13 protein-coding genes are annotated in these 18,751 nt (G+C 73.4%); 4 read left to right on the top strand and 9 right to left on the bottom strand.

Annotated features, from left to right (window positions below; translation table 11 throughout):
* Nucleotides 1-60 precede the first annotated feature (60 nt).
* From ABT023_RS21545 to ABT023_RS21535, 3 genes are all read right to left on the bottom strand, one after another.
* Nucleotides 61-936, bottom strand: coding sequence for an alpha/beta hydrolase family protein (locus ABT023_RS21545; protein WP_350888173.1), 876 nt, complete (start codon nucleotides 934-936; stop codon nucleotides 61-63).
* Between the two features lie 60 nt (nucleotides 937-996).
* Nucleotides 997-2,208: a glycosyltransferase gene (locus tag ABT023_RS21540; protein WP_350888172.1), complete on the bottom strand. Its 1,212-nt coding sequence runs from the start codon at nucleotides 2,206-2,208 to the stop codon at nucleotides 997-999.
* Between the two features lie 113 nt (nucleotides 2,209-2,321).
* A complete protein-coding gene (locus ABT023_RS21535) occupies nucleotides 2,322-3,545 on the bottom strand; it encodes a globin domain-containing protein (RefSeq protein WP_350888171.1) in 1,224 nt (407 codons plus the stop codon).
* Between the two features lie 179 nt (nucleotides 3,546-3,724).
* Here ABT023_RS21535 and ABT023_RS21530 point away from each other — a divergent pair, with 179 nt between their 5' ends.
* Entirely contained in the window at nucleotides 3,725-4,150 is a 426-nt protein-coding gene (locus ABT023_RS21530; protein ID WP_350888170.1) for an RrF2 family transcriptional regulator, read from the top strand.
* Between the two features lie 49 nt (nucleotides 4,151-4,199).
* Here ABT023_RS21530 and ABT023_RS21525 read toward each other — a convergent pair whose 3' ends face one another.
* Nucleotides 4,200-5,456, bottom strand: coding sequence for an SGNH/GDSL hydrolase family protein (locus ABT023_RS21525; protein WP_350888169.1), 1,257 nt, complete (start codon nucleotides 5,454-5,456; stop codon nucleotides 4,200-4,202).
* A gap of 408 nt (nucleotides 5,457-5,864) precedes the next feature.
* Between ABT023_RS21525 and ABT023_RS21520 the strand changes: the two genes are divergently transcribed.
* Together ABT023_RS21520 and ABT023_RS21515 are read left to right on the top strand one after the other, a co-directional pair.
* Entirely contained in the window at nucleotides 5,865-7,904 is a 2,040-nt protein-coding gene (locus ABT023_RS21520; protein WP_350888199.1) for a DNA gyrase/topoisomerase IV subunit B, read from the top strand.
* A gap of 77 nt (nucleotides 7,905-7,981) precedes the next feature.
* On the top strand, nucleotides 7,982-10,471 hold the full coding sequence (locus tag ABT023_RS21515) for a DNA gyrase/topoisomerase IV subunit A (protein WP_350888168.1): 2,490 nt from the start codon (nucleotides 7,982-7,984) through the stop codon (nucleotides 10,469-10,471).
* A gap of 98 nt (nucleotides 10,472-10,569) precedes the next feature.
* On the opposite strand, the gene ABT023_RS21510 is transcribed toward ABT023_RS21515, so the two are convergent.
* From ABT023_RS21510 to ABT023_RS21490, 5 genes are all read right to left on the bottom strand, one after another.
* A complete protein-coding gene (locus tag ABT023_RS21510; protein ID WP_350888167.1) occupies nucleotides 10,570-11,916 on the bottom strand; it encodes a uracil-xanthine permease family protein in 1,347 nt (448 codons plus the stop codon).
* 118 nt (nucleotides 11,917-12,034) lie between these two features.
* On the bottom strand, nucleotides 12,035-13,300 hold the full coding sequence (locus tag ABT023_RS21505) for a glycosyltransferase family 2 protein (protein ID WP_350888166.1): 1,266 nt from the start codon (nucleotides 13,298-13,300) through the stop codon (nucleotides 12,035-12,037).
* Complete coding sequence (locus ABT023_RS21500) at nucleotides 13,242-14,777, bottom strand: glycosyltransferase family 39 protein (protein ID WP_350888165.1); 1,536 nt, start codon at nucleotides 14,775-14,777, stop codon at nucleotides 13,242-13,244. Before ABT023_RS21500 ends, ABT023_RS21505 begins: the two co-directional genes overlap by 59 nt.
* Nucleotides 14,778-15,033: 256 nt before the next feature.
* Nucleotides 15,034-15,669 (bottom strand): alpha-ketoglutarate-dependent dioxygenase AlkB, encoded by a 636-nt coding sequence (locus ABT023_RS21495; RefSeq protein WP_350888164.1) that lies wholly within the window; start codon nucleotides 15,667-15,669, stop codon nucleotides 15,034-15,036.
* Nucleotides 15,670-15,821: 152 nt separating this feature from the next.
* Nucleotides 15,822-17,147 (bottom strand): polysaccharide pyruvyl transferase family protein, encoded by a 1,326-nt coding sequence (locus ABT023_RS21490; protein WP_350888163.1) that lies wholly within the window; start codon nucleotides 17,145-17,147, stop codon nucleotides 15,822-15,824.
* A 306-nt stretch (nucleotides 17,148-17,453) separates the two neighbouring features.
* Between ABT023_RS21490 and ABT023_RS21485 the strand changes: the two genes are divergently transcribed.
* Nucleotides 17,454-18,713 (top strand): acyltransferase family protein, encoded by a 1,260-nt coding sequence (locus tag ABT023_RS21485; RefSeq protein WP_350888162.1) that lies wholly within the window; start codon nucleotides 17,454-17,456, stop codon nucleotides 18,711-18,713.
* Nucleotides 18,714-18,751 lie beyond the last annotated feature (38 nt).

Genomic DNA, 18,751 nt, shown 5'->3' with positions numbered 1-18,751 from the left:
GGGCCCGGTGACCCGCCCGGCACTGGCCACCAGGTAGAGTTTGATTGTTGTGAATATAAATTAACCCGAGTGGCGGGTGCCTGGCAAGCCGGCGGCGAAGGCGGCCACCCGCGCGGCCACCGGCGCGCCGGCGCGTACCCAGACGAAGTGGTCGAGCGGGCCGCCGGCCTGCGCGGTCGTGTAGCGCTCGCGCGCGACGGTGGCCGCGGCGAGCTTGCCGCAGAGCTGGTCCAGGATGGCGTGCGGGGTGTACTGGTCGTCGTCCACGCTCACCGCGAGGACGGGGACGTCGAGCGTGCGCAGCGCCGCCTCGACATCCACCCCGTCGAGGGTGGGGAAGCGGCCGGTGCGGGCCGTGTACGCCCAGTCCCGGATCACCCCGCGCGCCTGCCGGCCGCCGAAGCCCCAGCCCGGCCAGACGCCGAGCAGCCGGGCGGTCGCGGCGATCCCCTGGGTGTACGGCAGGACCCCGTACCTCCGCGGGGCCGGGTAGCCGCGCCAGTACGGCACGCCGACGGCGACCAGGGCCAGCCCGTCCACCGCGTCCGTGCCGTGCAGGGCCAGGTGCAGCAGCGTGGCCTGGCCGCCGAGGGAGTGCCCGAGCAGGATCGTCGGCCGGCCGTCCAGCAGCGGCTTCAGCGCCGCCAGCACCGCGCCCACGTCCGAGGCGAGCTCCACGTAGCCGTACCGGCAGGCCCGGCTCGGCGCGGGGGTGCTCGCGCCGGTGCCGCGCAGGTCGGCGACGACCACGGCGAGGCCGGCGGCCCGCAGCGCGGCGGCGAACGGCCGGTAGTAGCGGGCCCGCACCCCCATCGCGGGCCAGATCACCACCACCGGGGCGCCGGCGGCCCCGTCGGGCTCGGGATACACCTGCACCCCGAGCCGGGCGCCCTCGACGTCGACGAACTCCTGCGTGTACTCCCCGGTCGCGCTCATCTGCCCAGCGTACGGCCGTAAGCTACCGGCGGGTAGCAAGGGGGTGTGGGTGGCCGGCCGTCAGGCCGCGGCCGGAGCCGGCACCGGGCGGGCGACGGTGGCCACCGCCTCGTACACGACGTTGAGCTGCTCGGCGCAGCGCCTCCACGAGTACCGGCTACGGATCCGGTCCAGCGCCGCCGTGGCGTACGCGAAGCGCCGCACGTTGTCGCCGAGCAGCCGGCGGATCGCGGTGCCCAGTGCCCGGGGGTCGCGCGGCGGCACCAGGTCGCCGGTGAGCCCGTCGATGACGGTGTCGGCGATGCCGCCCACGTCGGTGCCGATCACCGGGACGCCGCAGGCCATGCCCTCCAGGGCGGTCAGGCCGAACGGCGCGTGCCACGGGGCGGCGACCAGCAGGTCGGCGGAGCGGTACCAGCTGGCCAGCTCCTCGCGCGGCACCCCGCCGATCAGCTTCACCCGGTCGGCCACCCCGCAGGACCGGGCGAGCGCGGTCAGGCGCCGGGCGGAGCCGTCGGTGGGCAGTTTCTCGGCTGGCGGGCCGCCGACGATCACGCACTCGGCCTCCGGCGCCGCGGGCATGGCCCGGACGACCTCCTCGAAGCCCATGCTCTCCGTCAGCCGGCCCACGGTCAGCACCCGGGGGCGGACCGGGTCACGCGGGGCGACCGGGCCGTCCGGGCGGAAGATCCGCTCGTTGACCCCGGCGGGCACCAGGGACATCCGGGACCGGGGCACCCCGAGGCGGACCAGCTCACCGATCTCGTCCTGAGACTGCACGACCACCCGGTCGGCAGCCCGGCCGAGCGCGCGCTCGTAGCCGGTCCGGCCCGGTGGGCCGGTGTCCCGTGCGCCCCGCTGCGCCGTGCCGAGGGCGTGGTAGGTCAGCACCACCGGCACCCCGGTGCGCCGCCCGGCGTGCACGGCGGCGAGCCCGCTCCGCCAGAAGTGGGCGTGCGCGACGGCGGGCAGCCAGGCGTCGCGCCAGTGCCCGGCCAGCCACCGGCCGAACTCGCCGGTGTGCGGCAGCAGCTCGTCGCCGGGCAGCAGGCGCGGCGGGCCGGCCGGCACGTGCAGCACCTCGTAGCCGTCCGGGGTGGCCACCGCCTCGGGCAGGGCGGGAGAGTCGCGGCGGGTGTAGACGCGTACCTCGTGGCCCCGGTCGACCAGGGCCGCCGCCAACTCCGCCACGTGCGTGTCCTGGCCGCCGGTGCTCCTCCCGCTGAGGACGGCGAGCGGGCTGGCGTGCTCCGAGATCATCGCGATCCGCATTCTTCCTCCTCCATCCGCCCGTCCCGGCCGGCGGGGACCCGTCGAGCCGGCGGGGTCCCTGGAACGCGCACGACAGGTCCCTACCCCCGCCCTCGTCTCCTAACCTCCTGGGGTCAGGCCCCGTCGCGGAGCATGCCGGGGCCGAAGACCTCGTAGGCGATCCGGTCGCTGGGGAGGCCGCGGCGCAGCAGGGTGCTGCGGACCTGGTTCATGAAGGGCAGCGGGCCGCACAGGTGGACGTGGGCGTCGGGGGTGAGCGGGATCAGCTCCGGATCCACGCGCCCCGGGCTGACCCGCACCGGCAGTTCGGCGAGCGGCCCGTCGGTGGCGTCGACTTCCTCGTACCAGAGCGCGGTGCGCAGGTTGGGCAGAGCGTGGTGCAGCCGGGGCAGTTCGTCGCGGAGCACGTGCGCGGTGCCGGCCCGGTCGGCGTGCACCAGCGTCACCGGCCGCTGCGGCGCGGTGGCCGCGAGGTGCTCCAGCGCGGCCATCGCGGGGGTGAGCCCGATGCCGGCGCTGACCAGCACCAGCGGCCCCTCCCCGGCTACGGCGCTCACCTCGCCGAACGGTGGGCTGAGTCGCAGCGTGTCGCCGACGGCCACCCGCTCGTGCAGGAATGTGGAGACCATGCCGTCAGGCGCGCCGGCGACGCCGCGCACCCGCTTCACGGTGATCCGCCACCGGGCCGTGCCGGGCCGGCCGGAGAGGCTGTACTGCCTGATCTGCTGCCCCCGGCCGCCGTCGAGGTCGACCGCGACGGAGACGTACTGGCCGGGGACGAACTCCGGCACCGGGCCGCCGTCGGCCGGCTCCAGGCCGAACGACACGACGTCGGCGGTCTCCCGGACCCGCTCGGCCACCCGCCAGGCCCGCCAGACCGACTGCCCCTCGGCCACCCCGGCGCCCTGGTAGAGCCGGGCCTCCCGGGCGATCAGTTCGCAGGCCAGCAGCCAGTACGTCTCGTCCCAGGCCGCAGCGACCTGCGGGGTGACCGCGTCGCCGAGCACCTCGCCGACGGCGGCGAGCAGGTGTCGGCCCACGACGGTGTACTGCGCCGGGGTGATGCCGAGCGAAACGTGCTTGTGCGCGATCCGGTCCAGGATCGGCCCCCACGGCGCGTCACTGGCGCCGATCAGGTGCTCCGCGTACGCGACGACGGCGGCGGCCAGCGCGGCCTTCTGCTGCCCGGTGGCCTGGTTGCCCCGGTTGAACAGGTCCAACAGCTCCGGATGGGCGTCGAACATCCGCCGGTAGAAGCGGCCGGTGATCGCCTCGCCGTGCGCCTGCACGGCGGGCAGGGTCGCCCGCACCACCGCCGCTGATGACTCCGTGAGCATGACATGTCCTCCTGCGGTCGTCCGTTGTCGTCCGCTTGCGTCGACGACGTGCCCAATAAACAGGAATCCCGGATTCCTCTTCAGGGTCGAAGGTCCCGGTTGCGGAGTCGCCCGGATCACATCGGGAACGGGTCGGCCGGCCCGGGTCACCGCGCGTTCGCGGTGGCTAGGGTCGGTACGTGAAGCTCAACCGGTCCACGGACATGGCCCTGCGGATCGCCATGCTGACCGCCGCCTCCCAGGCCCGTACGACGGTGGACGAACTGGCCGAACAGCTCGCGCTGCCGCGCAGCCACGTCGCCAAGGTGGTGCAGCGGCTGCAGCGGATCGGGGTGCTGGTCACCATCCGGGGCCGCTCCGGCGGGGTGGCCATCGCCGAGGGGGCCGGCGAGCTCACCGTCGGCGCGGTCGTGCGGGCCTTCGAGGGCGACGACGAGGTGGTCTCCTGCGAACAGCCGGCCTGCCCCCTGGCCGCCGACTGCCGGCTGCGCGGTCAGCTGCGCCGCGCGCAGGAGGCGTTCCTCGCCGTCCTCGACGGGACGCGGCTCGGCGACCTGGTCGACGGCCCGACCGGCCCCCTCCTGCTCTCCCTCGGCCGGAGATGACGAAGGGGCCCCCCGACAACAGGGGCCCCTTCTCACCTGCGGAGGGCGGTCAGCCGACGCTGATCGTCCCGTCCCCCGAGCGGACGCAGGCCACCGCGCGAGCGGTCGTGGCGGAGGCCCCGGCCAGGCAGCGGCCCAGCACCTGGTGCCCGGCCACGTTGGGGTGCCACGACTCCTGGCACGTCTGGAAGTAGCTCACGCAGGTGTTGGCGATCCGCTGGATGGCGATCTTGTCCTTGCCGGCGAGGCTGGTGACGAAGGTGCCGGTCGCGCCGTCCTGGAGCCGGATCGGCGTGGCGAGCGCCCCGGACGGGCTGGTCGGCTGCTCGCAGAGCCGGGCGCCGTCGAACGCCCGCTGCACGTTGAGGTAGACCAGGTCGGCGGCGGGGAACTGGCTGGCCAGACTGTCGCGCGTCGAGCGGACCAGGGTGCCCAGCCCGGAGGAGAAGTTGTGCCCGGGGCGCAGGCTGGCCCGGTGGATCGGGCAGCCGGCCGCGTACCGCTCGGCGCCGAGGTCCCGGAACTTGTCCCGGTCGTCCTGCCGCCCGTCCTCCTCCCAGTAGTTCGAGGCCAGGTCGAACGGCAGCGGGTTGGTGTAGTCCTGGAACACGATCCGGTGCTGGCCGTCGGCGTCAATTTGGTCGAGGGTGGTGAGGATCTGCCGTACGGCCGCCGTGGTCTCCGCGGTCGCGGCGCTCAGCTGCGCCGCGGTGGCCAGGTCGGCGTCGCTGCACGGCTTCTGCTCCACCGGCCCGCCGAGGTACGCCCAGAACTCCCACCAGCCGGTCCACGCGTCGGCGATGAACCGGTTGGCGCACTTCTCCGCCACGCTGCCGAAGGTGAACGAGCTGTTGTTCGAGCCCAGTCCCACCAGCACCAGGTCGATGTCGTGGGTCTGGCCCACCGCGCGGAGCTGGTCGAGCTGGGAGGCGACCGCGCGCCCCTTGGTCCGGCTGACCGACGCGTTGCCGATGTCGTACGGCTGCCCGCCCGAGCAGGCCAGGTTGAACCGGTCCTGGATGCCCGGCAGGTTGGCCTGGAACAGCGAGGCGTTGGGGGACCGGTGGCAGAAGTAGGCGTTGCTGTTCGGCGCGGTCCAGCCGGGGAAGCCCTGGCTGATGCCGTTGCTGTCGACGACCGGGGAGTAGGCCCCGGCCCCCTCGCCGCTGATGAAGCTGTCGCCGAGCGCCACGGCGGCGGTGGGGAGGGCGGCAACCGCCGGGGCGGGCGGTGCGACGGCGGTCGACAGCGCCGCCGCGGCGACGGTCAGCGCCGCCGCGAGCGCGGTACGACGGAACACGGACATACGCGTCCTCCATCAGTCCATGGAAATATGAAAGTTTCTATGAGGCGATGATCACATCACGGGCGAGTGACGGGCGTCAACGTCCGGCCATCCCCGCACGGGTTCGGGCAGGGGCGTCCCGGGACCGCCGGGGAGGGCCCGGCCGTGGCGCGGGTATGTCGCCCAGCGGTGGCCGGGCGGGATGAATCCCGGGTCCGGTGGCGTTGTCGGGGAGGTGGACGTCCTCCGGGCCGCCCATCGGCAGGGCCGCCGCCGGCGGCGGGGCGACCCGCACACTGCGGGGTGCCTACGTCCTGTCCCACCTCCCGGTTAGGCTCGCTGCGGCGCGCCGCGCGATGTGATCGAGCCGGTGAGCGGCACCACACCGCCGAGACCTGGGAGTACGACCAGTTGACCGCACAGCCTGAGATGCTCTACGGGGCCGACGACCTTACGCACCTGGAGGGCCTGGACGCCGTTCGCAAACGCCCCGGCATGTACATCGGCTCCACCGACAGCCGTGGCGTGGGTCACCTCGTCAACGAGATCCTCGACAACTCCACCGACGAGGGTGTGGGGGGTCATGCCACCCGGGTCGAGGTGATCCTGCACGCCGACGGCTCGGTGCAGGTCGACGACGACGGCCGGGGCATCCCCACCGACGTGCACGCCAAGTCCGGCATCTCGGGCGTCGAGCTGGTGCTCACCCGGCTGCACGCCGGCGGCAAGTTCGGCGGCTCCGGCTACAAGACCTCCGGCGGCCTGCACGGCGTCGGCGCCTCCGCCGTCAACGCCCTGTCCCGCCGCTTCGACGTCACGGTGCGCCGCAGCGGCAAGGTGCACACCATGTCGTTCCGGCACGGCGTGCCGGGGGTCTTCGACGGTCCCGGCCCCGACGCCCCGTTCACCGCCGGCCCGGGTCTCCAGGTCGCCGGCGCGATGAAGCGCGGCGCGGGCACCGGCACCTCGATCCGCTACTGGCACGACGCCCGCTACTTCGAGACCGGCGCCGCACTGGACGTCGATGCCGTCCGGCTCAAGCTGCGCAACACCGCGTTCCTCGTCCCCGGCGTGAGCTACCTGCTGCGCGACCTCACCGGCGAGGAGCCGGTCGAGGAGACCTTCCACTTCCCCGCCGGCCTGACCGACATGGTGGAGTTCCTCGCCCCGAGCGGCGACCGGCCGGTCTCCGGCACCCTGCTGGTCGTCGGCGAGGGCACCTACCGGGAGAACGCGGCCGACGCCAACGGCGTCATGCAGTCCAACGTGCAGCGACGTGCCGAGGTCGAGGTGGCGTTCCGCTGGGGCACCGGCTACGAACGCACCGTCGAGTGCTTCACCAACACCATCCGCAACGCCCACGGCGGCACCCACCGCAAGGGCTTCGAGCGCGCCATGGCCCGCACCCTCGCCGACGCGGCCCGCAACGCCCGAGGGCTGCTCAGGCCCAAGGAGGACGCGCCCACCCTGGACGACGTCCTGGAGGGGATGACGGCCGTGGTGCACGTGCGGATCCCCGAGCCGCAGTTCACCTCACAGACCAAGGACGAGTTGTCCACCGCCGGCATCACCAAGGTGCTCCAGGGACTGATCGAGGCGCACCTGAAGGCGTGGCTGGAGGACCGCCGCACCAAGGTCGAGGCCCGCACGGTGCTCCAGAAGATCGTGGACGCGGCCCGGGTCCGGCTGACCCAGAAGCAGCAGAAGGACGCCGCCCGCCGCAAGACCGCCCTGGAGGGCGCGTCCATGCCTCCGAAGCTGGTCGACTGCCGCGCGACCGGCATCGACAGAAGCGAATTGTTCATCGTGGAGGGGGACAGCGCCCTCGGAACAGGCCGGCTCGCCCGATCCGCCGAGTACCAGGCGCTCCTCCCGATTCGCGGCAAGATCCTCAACGTGCAGAAGGCCAACCTCCAGCAGGTCCTCGACAACGCCGAGTGCGCCGCCATCGTCCAGGTGCTCGGCGCCGGCTCCGGCCGCACCTTCGACCTGTCGGCGCTGCGGTACGGCCGGGTGCTGATCATGGCCGACGCCGATGTGGACGGCGCGCACATCCGCACCCTGCTGATCACGCTCTTCGCCCGGTACATGCGCCCGTTGATCGAGGCCGGCCGGCTCTACGCCGCGATGCCGCCCCTGCACAAGATCACCACGAAGGGGCGCAACCCGCAGACCACCTACACCTACACCCAGGCGGAGATGGAGGCGTTGGTCCGCAAGCTGGAGAAGTCCGGCAAGCAGATCGTCACCCCGATCCCCCGGTTCAAGGGCCTCGGCGAGATGAACGCCGACGAACTGTGGGACACCACGATGAACCCGGCCACCCGGGCGGTCCGCCGGATCACCCTCGACGACGTCGACGCCGCCGAGCGGATCCTGGAGCTGCTGATGGGGGAGAAGGTCGAGCCGCGCCGCAACTGGCTGATCGAGTCCGCCGACCGGGTCGACCGCGACGCGATCGACGCATGAGGACCGCCCGCCGCCAGACCGTGGCCCCCCGGGGACAGCGCCGGCCGACCGTGGCCCGCCGAGGAGAGAGCTGAACCATGGCACGCCGTAAGAACACCGGTCCCCGGGCGGACCTTGCCGCCTTCGATCAGGCCGGCGCGCGGGTCTTCGACAACCCGCTGGTCACCGAGGTCTCCGACTCCTACCTGGAGTACGCCTTCTCGGTGATCCACTCCCGCGCGCTGCCGGACGCCCGGGACGGCCTCAAGCCCGTGCACCGGCGCATCCTCTACTCGATGCACGAGGCGGGCCACCGCCCCGACCGGGCGCACGTGAAGTCGGCCCGGGTGGTCGGCGACGTGATGGGCCGGTACCACCCGCACGGCGACACCGCGATCTACGACGCGATGGTCCGGCTGGCCCAGGACTTCTCGCTCAACGTCCCGCTCATCGACGGGCACGGCAACTTCGGCAGCCCCGACGACGGCCCGGCCGCCGCGCGCTACACCGAGGCGCGGATGTCCCGGGAGGCGATGCTGCTCGTCGGCGAGCTGGGCGAGGACACGGTCGACGTCGAGCCGAACTACGACGGCTCGCTCACCCAGCCGACCGTCCTGCCGGCCGCGTTCCCGAACCTGCTGGTCAACGGGGCGTCCGGGATCGCGGTCGGGATGGCCACCAACATGATCCCGCACAACCTGGGCGAGGTCGTCTCCGCCGCCCGGTGGCTGATCAACCACCCGGACGCCGACCTCGACAGGCTGATGGAGTTCATCCCCGGGCCGGACCTGCCGACCGGCGGCGTGCTGCTCGGCCTGGACGAGGTGCGCCGGGCGTACGAGACCGGGCGCGGCGTGGTCCGGATGCGCGGCCGGGTGGAGATCGGCCACCTGGAGGGCAGCCGGGGCCGGCAGGCGATCACCGTTGTCGAGCTGCCCTACGGCGTGGGCGCGGAGAAGGTCATCGCGGCGATCACCAACGAGGTCAACAAGACCAAGCGGCTGACCGGCATCGCCGACGTCAAGGACCTGACCGACCGGGAGAACGGCACCCGGCTCGTGATCGAGTGCAAGGTCGGCGTCAACCCGCAGGCGCTGCTGGCCGATCTCTACCGGCTCACCCCGCTGGAGCAGTCCTTCGGCGTCAACAACCTGGTGCTGGTGGACGGCCAGCCGCGGACCCTCGGGCTGAAGGCGCTGCTGGAGGTCTTCCTGCGGCACCGCTACGAGGTGGTGACGCGGCGCAGCGCGTACCGCAGGCGCAAGCGCGAGGAGCGGCTGCACCTGGTCGACGGCCTGCTCATCGCGCTGCTGGACATCGACAAGGTGGTCCGGCTGATCCGGGGCAGCGACGACGCCCAGGCCGCCAAGGACGGCCTGATGCGCCAGTTCAAGCTCTCCGAGATCCAGGCCGGCTACATCCTGGACACCCCGCTGCGCCGGCTGACAAAGTTCGACCGGATCGAGCTGGAGGCCGAGCAGGATCAGCTCCGCAAGGAGATCGCCCAGCTCTCCACCATCCTCGACGACGAGAAGGTGCTGCGGAAGGTCGTCTCCGACGAGCTGGCCGCCGTGGTGAAGCAGTTCGGCACCGAGCGGCGCACCACCCTGGTCGACGGCGACCTCAAGGAGGTGCTGGCCGCGTCCGCGCCGGCCGGTCCTCTCGAGGTGGCCGACGACCCGTGCCAGGTGATCCTCTCCGCCGCCGGGCTGGTCGCCCGCACGGCGGCCGAGTCGGAGGAGGCGTCCGAGGGGCGCCGGCGCAGCGGCCGGGTCAAGCACGACGCGGTACGGGCGGTCGTGCACTCCACGGCCCGGGGCCGGGTGCTGCTGGTTACCAGCGCGGGCCGGGCGTTCAAGGTCGACGTGCTGCCGCTGCCGGTGCTCCCCGAACAGGCGGGCACGGTGTCGCTGCGCGGCGGCATGTCCGCCGCCGAGCTGGTGCCGTTGGAGCCCGGCGAGACGGTGGTCGGCCTGGCCCCGCTCGGGGCGACGGCCGAGGGGTCGCCGGGGCTGGCGCTGGGCACCCGGCAGGGCGTGGTGAAGGTGTGCGCGCCGGACTGGCCGGTCCGTTCGGACGAGTTCGAGGTGATCGGCCTGCGCGAGGGCGACGAGGTGGTCGGGGCGAGCTGGCTCGTCGACGGCAGCGAGACCCTCGCCTTCGTCTCCTCCGAGGCGTCGCTGCTGCGCTTCGCCGCGTCGCTGGTACGCCCGCAGGGGCCCAAGGGCGGCGGAATGGCCGGGATCAACCTGCCGGCGGAAGCCAGGGTGGTCTTCTTCGGGGCGATCCGCACCGACGACCCGGGGCACGGCGAGCCGATGGTGGTCACGTCCACGGGCGCGACGGTGAAGGTGACGCCGTTCGGGGCGTACCCGGCCAAGGGGCGGGCGACCGGCGGGGTGCGCGCGCAGCGGTTCCTCAGGGGCGAGACGGACCTGGTGGTGGCCTGGATCGGCCCGCGCCCGGTCGGCGCGACGGCGACCGGCGACCCGGTGGAGCTGCCCCCGGCCGACCCTCGCCGCGACGGCAGCGGCTTCGCCGTGATGCTCGGCCCCTCAGCGGTCGGCCACCAGATCGAACGCAACTGACCCACCCCACCCACCGCCCTCCGCGTTGATCAAGAGGTTTGCGTCGCCCGGCGCGGGCTGACGCAAACCTCTTGATCAACTCTGCGGGGGTGGGGTGGTCAGAGTTCGGGTTCGGGGGCTTGGCGGGGTTCCGGGGTGGTGCCGCGGAGGCGGGCGATCAGGCGCATGCCGTGGTAGATGACCAGGGCGGCGGCGGTGCCGAGGGCGATGCCGTTGAACGAGAGGTCGCCGGCGGTGAGGGTGTAGTTCGCCGCGCCGACGATGAGGGCCACGGCGGCGGTCATCAGGTTGACCGGGTCGTGGAAGTCGACCCGGCTCTCGATCCAGATCCGCGCGCCGAGCACGGCGATCAGGCCGTACAGGGCGGTGGTCGCGCCGCCGAGCACCCCGGCCGGCACGGTGAGGATCAGCGCGCCGAACTTGGGGCTGAGCCCGAGCAGCACCGCCGCCACCCCGGCCACCCAGTACGCGGCGGTCGAGTACACCCGGGTCGCCGCCATCACGCCGATGTTCTCCGCGTATGTGGTGGTGCCGGAGCCGCCGCCGGAGCCGGCGAGCACGGTGGCCAGGCCGTCGCCGAGGAACGCCCGGCCCATGTCCCGGTCCAGGTTGCGGCCGGTCATCGCGGCGACCGCCTTGACGTGGCCGGCGTTCTCGGCGATCAGCACCAGGATCACCGGGATCACCAGCACGACCGCGCGCAGGCTGAACTGCGGCGCGTGGAACTCGGGCAGGCCGACCCAGGCCGCCTCGCGCAGCCCGTCGACGGCCTTCGGGTCGAGGTCGCCGAGGACGGCGGCGAGCAGCCAGCCGACCGCCACCCCGACCAGGATGGACAGCCGGGCCAGGAAGCCCCGGAACGCGACCGTGGTGAGCAGGACCACCGCCAGGGTGATCACCGCGATCATCGGCTGCGCCCGGAAGCCGGTGCCGCTGCCGCCGCCGTCCCAGGCGACCGGGGCGAGGTTCAGCCCGATCAGGGCGACGATCGCGCCGGTGACCACCGGCGGCATCAGCGCGTCGATCCAGCGCGACCCGGCGAGCTGCACGACAAGACCGACCACGGCCAGCGCGACGCCGGCCACCACGATCCCGCCGAGCGCGGGGCCGATGTCCCCGCCGGCCTTCGCGGCCAGCACCGGGGCGATGAACGCGAACGACGACCCCAGGTACGACGGCAGCCGGTTTCCGGTGAGCAGCAGGAAGAGCAGGGTGCCGATGCCGGAGAAGAAGATCGTGGTGGCCGGCGGGAAACCGGTGATCAGCGGCACGGTGAAGGTGGCGCCGAACATCGCCACCACGTGCTGCACGCCCACCCCGAGGGTGCGTGGCCAGGAGAGCCGCTCGCCGGGGTGGACCACGTCGCCGGGGCGGACGGACCGGCCGTCGCCGTGCAGGGACCACGGGGACCAGCGGGAGCGTGGCTCGGTGGGGGTCTGGGTCATGGCGCGCCCTTCGCGTCGAGGTGCTGACGGGGGCGTGGACGACCCTGGGAGTTGTTTCTAGCAGGCCGACCCTCGGCGGCGACGCGCTGCCCCCGCCGCCGGGGCCGGCCCGGGTCGGCTAACCGGCGAGCACCGAGTCCGTCGCGGCGTCGTGCTGGTCGGGGCTGCCGGTGGCGGGAAGTCTCGGCTCCCGGCGGGGCTGCCGCACCACGGTCGGCGTCGGATGCGTCGGGCGGAGCGTGAGCAGGCTGCCGACCAGCCCGGAGAAGAGCACCACCACGCCGAGCGCGATGGCGGTGGCCGACGGCAGCACCACCCGGAGGGTCGCGAGCGGGTTCAGGTCGCCGAACCCGTCCAGCCCCCAGTACCAGACGGCCGCGCCGGTGCCGGCCCCGCCCGCAGCGAGCAGCAGCAGGCCGACGGTGGCGCTGGTCTCCAACCGCAGCAGGCGGATCCACCGGTCCGAGGCGCGCGGCGGGACCAGCGCCTCCTGCCGTCCGTAGATCTCGGCGAGGCCGCCGAAGAGCACGAGCTGCGCCCCGACCAGCACCATCAGGCACGCGTAGACCAGAGAGGCGACGTCGAGCCGGACCGGGCCGAGGGCCAGCGGGCCGGGGGTGAGCGCACCCACCCCGACCAGCCCGAGCAGGGCCAGCGCACCACCCGGCCGGACCAGGGTCTTGCGCGGGGCGAACACCAGCAGGAAGCGCAGGTGCCGCCACCCGTCCCGCCAGGTGCGCAGGTGCGGCGGGCGGGACCGGCCGTCGGGGGACAGGGTGGTCGGCACCTCGACGATGTCGTAGCCGGCCAGCGAGGCGCGGACCACCAGTTCGGAGGCGAACTCCATGCCCGGCATGCAGAGGCCGAGGGCGCGGATCCGCTCGGCGTTGAAGCCGCGCATGCCGCAGTGGAAGTCCCGCACGCCGGACAGCCCGAACAGCATCCGACCGAGCCAGCTCAGCACCGGGTTGCCCAGCCAGCGATGCAGGGGCGGCATGGCGCCAGGGGCGATCCCGCCCCGGAACCGGTTGCCCATCACCACGTCGTGCCCGGCGCGCAGCTTCTCGATGAAGGGGCCGAGGTCCGACAGCGCGTACGAGTCGTCGCCGTCGGCCATGATGATGTAGCGCCCGCGGGCCTGGTCGATGCCGTTGAGCAGGGCGCCCCCGTAGCCCCTGACGGGGGCGTGCACCACCCGGGCGCCGGCCCGCTCGGCGAGTTCCTGCGAGCCGTCGGTGGAGCCGTTGTCGGAGACCAGTACCTCGCCGACGACGCCGCATTCGTCCAGCGAACGCAGCGCCTTGCGGACGCAGGTCTCCAGGGTCTCAGCCTCGTTGAGGCACGGCAGCAGCACCGTGACCTCGATCTCCCGTTCGTTCGTCATGCTCCCCGTTGCTCTCTGCCGTGGTGGGTGTGAGCCGGTCCGGCTCGCGGTCGGCCGGCCTACGCCGGCTTGTTCGGGTGGGCGTCGATCGCAGTCGCTGCCAGCCGGCGGCTGCGGCGATCGGCAGGAACGCCAGGGCCGGCAGCCCGTAGCGGAGGTCGAACATCGAGGTGGCGACCGAGAAGACCATGACCCCGACGCCGATCCCCGCGTACAGCAGCGCCACCATGCTCAGCCGCAGGCCGCCCCGGCGTGGCCACCCCGCCCCGACCAGCGCGAGCAGGACCATCGCGGCGAGGGCGGGCGGTGGGGTGACGGCGTACCGGCCGTAGGCGTGCAGGAACCGGCTGGCCGCGTTCGGCTCGACGTCCTGCGAAGGCGCGGGTCGCTGCTGGTAGTCGGCACCGGCGGTGCGTGGCGTGCAGTCGTAGTCGGCCGCCCAGTTGGTCGGGGCGGGCTGCGGGCGCCACCAGTTGGCCAGGCAGGCCTCGGTCGGGCCGAGCCGGCTCGGCCAGAAGTAGCGGACCGTGTCGGACGCCACGGCGGCCAGGTAGTCGCCCGGCTGCTGCCGGAGCACCTCGCGGGCGAACTCGTCGAGGTCCGCCGGCCGCTCGGCGGCGCGGATCGGGCTGGCCCGGTTCCAGATGAACCAGTCCGGTCGGTCGGGTCGTTGGCCCAGCGGCTGCGTCGGGCAGAGCTTGCGCAGCCCGGCGCGCAACTCCAACCGGTCGCAGTCGGCGACCTGCGCCGTGCGTCCGTACAGGAACTTCCCGCCCTCCGCGCCGAGGGCCTCCTTGACCGTGCCGGTGGCGACGAAGGCCGCCCCGAAGACGGCGACGATGCCCAACAGGTAGGCGGTCGGGGCCTTCCAGCCGCGCCAGGGCAGCAGGAGGAACAGCAGCAGCGCGCCGACGGCGACCACGCCGGTCGGGCGGGTGGCCATGCCCAGGGCGACCGCCACCCCGGCGCCCAGCGCGGCGAGCGGCCCGGGCCGCTCCCGCCGGACCAGCAGCAGCGCCGCGAAGGCCAGCGTGGTGGTGAAGAGGGTCTCGGTGAGCAGGTACTGCTCCAGCGTCAGCTGGGTGGCGTCGAGCAGTACCGGCGCGGTGGCCAGCGCGGCGACCCACCGCCGCACCCCGAGGCGGCGGCGCAGCAGCAGGTATGCCGCGACGCCCAGGGCGACCCCGGCGACGTGCTGGAGCGCCACCACCGAGGCGAAGGTGCCCGTCCACTCGAAGCCCTTGAGCAGCCACGGGAACGTCCAGCGCGGCGGCACTGCGGGCCACTCCCGGGACATCCTGATGTAGCTGCCCGAGTCCCCCTGGAACCACAGCGCCGGCGCGTAGGCGACCATGGCCGTGACGCGCAGTGCGATCCCTGCGGCAAGCAGGAGGACCAGCGCGACGTGGCGGCGCAGCAGGGCGGCGAGGGCGCGTGCGGCTCCCTCCCGCCGTGCGGTCGGGCGTCCGACGAGCACGTAAAGCTCCAGAGCAATGCGGAGAGTGACGGTCGCGGCCAAGTTAACACGGTCCGAGAAGTCCATGGTTACCCGAAAGTGGACGATCACGTTACGTTTCCGCGCCGACCCGCCGATTCGTGCGCCCGCAGGGCCGCCCCGGGGCGCGCGGTCCTGCGGGCCCTGGCCCGAACGGCCGTCGCGGTGGAACCGAGCCGGTCGTCTCCGCTCCCCGTTCGGCCGGCCGGGCGGCGTGGGCACCGGGCCCGCCGGTGGGTCAGGCGACGCCGGCGGGACGGAACTGGACGCTGACCCGGGACCCGACGGGCCGGCTGGTCTTCGGGATCGCGTGTTCCCAGGTGCGCTGGCAGGACCCGCCCATCACCACCAGGTCGCCGTGCCCGAGCGGGAAGCGCAGGCTCGCGCCGCCGCCGCGCGGGCGCAGCAGCAGCGGCCGGGGCGAGCCGAACGAGACGATGGCCACCATCGTGTCGGTGTGCGCGGAGCGGCCCCGGGTGTCGCCGTGCCAGGCGACGCTGTCCCGCCCGTCGCGGTAGAGGCACATCCCGGCCGTCGCGAACGGCTCGCCCAGCTCGGGCGCGTAGTGCGCGGTCAGGGCGGCCCGTGCGGCGGTGAGCACCGGGTGGGGGAGCGGCCGGTGGGCGGCGTACCAGCAGAGCAGCCGGGGCACGGCGACCTCGGCGTCGTACATCGTGCGGCGCTCGGCCCGCCACGGCACCTCGGCGAGCAGGGTGTCCAGCACCCGGTCGGAGCCGAGGACCCAGCCGGGCAGGTGGTCCACCCATGCGCCCCGGTCGAGCCGGTGCCGGCGCAGCCGCCCGGCGAGCCGGCCGAGGGTGGGCCCGTCGGCGGTGAGGTCGAGCATCGACGGCTGGTAGGCGGCACCGGACATGCGCCCATCCTAGCGGCGTGTTCGTACACCCGTACGAGTGCGGTGTCCTGTCACCTGCGGCGCACGTGTCCGTCGCCGGCCGTGCCGGGAACGGCCCTGACGCCCACCTGTCGACGGGGCGTGGGTCGCTGGACAGCCCCCTGACGGGAGGGTCAGCGGTTGAGCATCCTGCGCATCCGCCCGCCCACCGCCGCCCGCACCCGGGCCCGCAGCCGCTGGGCGTTCAGCTCCTCGATGCTCTCCCCGAGCTCCTGGTTGCGGTCGCGCAGCCACTGGATCCGGGCGATCAGCTCGCCCGGGTCGGTGGCCGTCTGGGCGCGGACCGCCGGGGGATAGCTCGTCGCGGCGACCTGCCGGTCGAAGCGAGCCGCGCTGTCGCCGTCGGCGAAGGAGTGGCCGAGGTCGTGCCGGGCCAGGAACGACATCATCGTGTCGAACCGGGCCTTGTGCCCGTTGTTCAGCGCGGTGTAGTCCGCCTCGTCGTAGAGCGCGACGGCGTCCACGTCGGCCGGCACGTCCTTCATGATCCGGTGCGGGATGTCGAAGTACCGGGCCAGCTCCAGCGTTCGCGAGTCGTGCGCGAACAGGTAGCCCGGGGTGCCGGCGACCAGCGCGGTGATGGTGCCGTGGATGCGGGTGCCGAAGTTGAAGTCGAACCCGGACAGGTAGTCCATCCAGGTCCACGGGTCGACGAACATCCGCACCTTGTCCTCGACGAAGAGCGGGTGCGAGGTGTGGATCGGGATGGCGGCCGTCTTGCCCCGCTCCTCGGGCAGGTCGCCGTAGAGCAGGGTGCCGAGGGTCTTCAGGTCCTGCGGGAGGTAGCGCAGGTTCGGGTAGCGCTGGTGGTGCGAGCTGATCACCTTCGCCATCGACTTGACGTACGGCGAGACGGTCAGCGCCACCCGGTCCTCGACGGTGAGCGTCGCCTTTCGCTTCTCCACCCGCAGGCTGTCGCCGTGCAGGAACATCGACGGGCAACCGATCACGTCGACCGCGGAGAAGCCGAGGCTGCGCAGGTACCCCTCGGTGATCTCGCCGCGCACGCCGATGCTGTGCGACCGGTCGAGCACCGCCTTCGTGAACGCCCTCACGGTGTCGTCGATCGGCCGCAGGTACTCCCGGTCGCCCTTGACGTCGGTCTGCACGCCGACGCCCAGCACCACCACCGGGATCTTCAGCCGCTCGATGAGCCGGGTCATGGTGCCCAGCCGGCTGGCGTAGCTGCGCCGGAACGCGTTCGCCAACGGCACCACGAAGACGTCGTACCGCTCGTTGATCTCGTCCGCCTCGCGCGGGTTGGCACGGAACTCCGACGGGGTGATCTGCGCCGTCGAGGTCTGGAGGATCTTGTGCGCCGAGTGGCTGAACACGAGGTTGCCGGTGTTGTCGCCGATCCAGTTGCGCTCGAACGTCTCCTCCGGCGAGTAGACGTCGAACGGGCCCTTCTTGGCCCGGAGCAGGATCCGCTGATGCATCGGTGTCGTCCTTCTCGTCGTGTCCGCCCCGTCGGGGGTGCGTCGGCGGGCGCCGACCCGGCGTGCGTGACGAGACCGGCCACGCCCGTTGGTTCCGAGACCGCGATATTAGGCCATCGGGCATCCGCTCCCGGCATTCGCGTCTCCGGGCGACCGCCGACGCGGGGGCCGGGTGGGCCCAGCGGGTAGGGTGCCCGGCGGGCGGCGCCCACCGGCCTGCCACGACGCGGCGGTGCCGGCCGCCCGGCGCGACACGAGGCGAGGAGGCGCGGTGCTGGTGACCCTGCGGACGGACGGGCCGCCGGCATGACCAGCGCACCAACCGTCGTACGACCCGAGCCGTCGGCCCGCGCGGCGAGCAGGCTGCCCTCGCTGACCGGGCTCCGCTGGATCGCCGCCCTGCTGGTCTTCGGGTACCACGTCGGCACCATGCGGATCGTCGCCGAGCCCGACTACCAGGCCGTCCTCGACCGGCTGTTCACCCTGGGCCTGTCCGGGGTGGAGTTCTTCTTCATCCTCAGCGGGTTCGTGCTGGTCTGGTCGGCCCGCGACGGGGATCGCCGACGCGACTTCTGGCGCCGCCGACTCGCCAAGATCTACCCCAACCACCTGCTGATGTGGGCGGTGGTGCTGCTGACCGGCCTGTGGGTCTTCGCCGACCCGGTCAACACCCGCGCCGCGGTGGAGAACCTCCTGCTGCTCCAGGCCTGGGACCCGACCCCCGGCTACTTCTACAGCGTCAACTCGGTGAGCTGGTCGCTCTCCTGCGAATTGTTCTTCTACTTCTGTCTGCCGTTCGCGCTGCCGCTGGTCCGCCGGGTGCGGCCCGGGGTGCTGTGGGCGGTGGTGGTCGCGGTGCCGCTGCTGATCGTGGCGCTCTGGCCCGGTCAGCGACTGGTGCCGCAGGAGAGCACCTGGTGGTTCACCCAGGTCTTCCCCGTCGTGCGGTCCCTGGAGTTCTGGATGGGCGTCGCCGCGGCCGAGCTGCTGCGTCGGGGGCGCTGGCGGGGCCCCGGCCTCACCGCGGCCAGCGTGATCTTCGTGGCCACCTGGGTCGTCGCATCGCAGTGGATCCGCGCCGAACTGTGGGCGGCCCTGCTCGCGGCGGCGTACCTGCTGGTCATCGCCGCCGCCGCCGACGCGGACGTGCGCGGGGCGCGGACGCCGTGGCGGTCCCGGCCGATGGTCTGGCTCGGCGAGGTCTCCTTCGCCTTCTACCTGGTGCACGTCTTCGTCATGGTCACCGTGCTGCGGCTGGCCGAACGGCTCGGCACGGGGCTGCCCGGCTGGTGGGGACCGCTGGCCGTGGTCGGCTTCCTGCTGGTGAACCTGGGGCTGGCCGCGTTGCTGCATCGGTGGGTCGAGATGCCGCTGACCCGCCGGCTCGGGCCGCCCCGCCGACCCCGCCCGCCGGCCACCGGTGGCGGGACGGCCTCGGGTGGCGGGACGGTGCCCGGTGGCGGGACGGCCCCTGGCGACCCGGCGGGGCCGCCCGGACCGGCGACGACGGCCGCCCCGACGCCGGAGCGCCCCCGCGAGCACGTCCCCGCCCCCGGGCGGCGCTGACCGGCCCGTTCCCGCGCCACCCGCCCGAGGGCCCGGGC

The sequence above is a fragment of the Micromonospora sp. NPDC002296 genome, from assembly GCF_040296145.1.
GTDB lineage: Bacteria > Actinomycetota > Actinomycetes > Mycobacteriales > Micromonosporaceae > Micromonospora.
Note: the sequence above shows the minus strand (reverse complement) of the source record. Positions and strands in the feature narration are given on the sequence as shown.

Excerpts from the sequence above, each read along its gene's own strand:
- ABT023_RS21535 (WP_350888171.1), bottom strand. The coding sequence starts at position 3,545 with ATGCTCACGGAGTCATCAGCGGCGGTGGTGCGGGCGACCCTGCCCGCC.
- ABT023_RS21495 (WP_350888164.1), bottom strand. The coding sequence starts at position 15,669 with ATGTCCGGTGCCGCCTACCAGCCGTCGATGCTCGACCTCACCGCCGAC.
- ABT023_RS21505 (WP_350888166.1), bottom strand. The coding sequence starts at position 13,300 with ATGACGAACGAACGGGAGATCGAGGTCACGGTGCTGCTGCCGTGCCTC.
- ABT023_RS21510 (WP_350888167.1), bottom strand. The coding sequence starts at position 11,916 with ATGACCCAGACCCCCACCGAGCCACGCTCCCGCTGGTCCCCGTGGTCC.
- ABT023_RS21545 (WP_350888173.1), bottom strand. The coding sequence starts at position 936 with ATGAGCGCGACCGGGGAGTACACGCAGGAGTTCGTCGACGTCGAGGGC.
- ABT023_RS21485 (WP_350888162.1), top strand. The coding sequence starts at position 17,454 with ATGACCAGCGCACCAACCGTCGTACGACCCGAGCCGTCGGCCCGCGCG.
- ABT023_RS21520 (WP_350888199.1), top strand. The coding sequence starts at position 5,865 with ATGCTCTACGGGGCCGACGACCTTACGCACCTGGAGGGCCTGGACGCC.
- ABT023_RS21490 (WP_350888163.1), bottom strand. The coding sequence starts at position 17,147 with ATGCATCAGCGGATCCTGCTCCGGGCCAAGAAGGGCCCGTTCGACGTC.
- ABT023_RS21540 (WP_350888172.1), bottom strand. The coding sequence starts at position 2,208 with ATGCGGATCGCGATGATCTCGGAGCACGCCAGCCCGCTCGCCGTCCTC.
- ABT023_RS21525 (WP_350888169.1), bottom strand. The coding sequence starts at position 5,456 with ATGTCCGTGTTCCGTCGTACCGCGCTCGCGGCGGCGCTGACCGTCGCC.
- ABT023_RS21515 (WP_350888168.1), top strand. The coding sequence starts at position 7,982 with ATGGCACGCCGTAAGAACACCGGTCCCCGGGCGGACCTTGCCGCCTTC.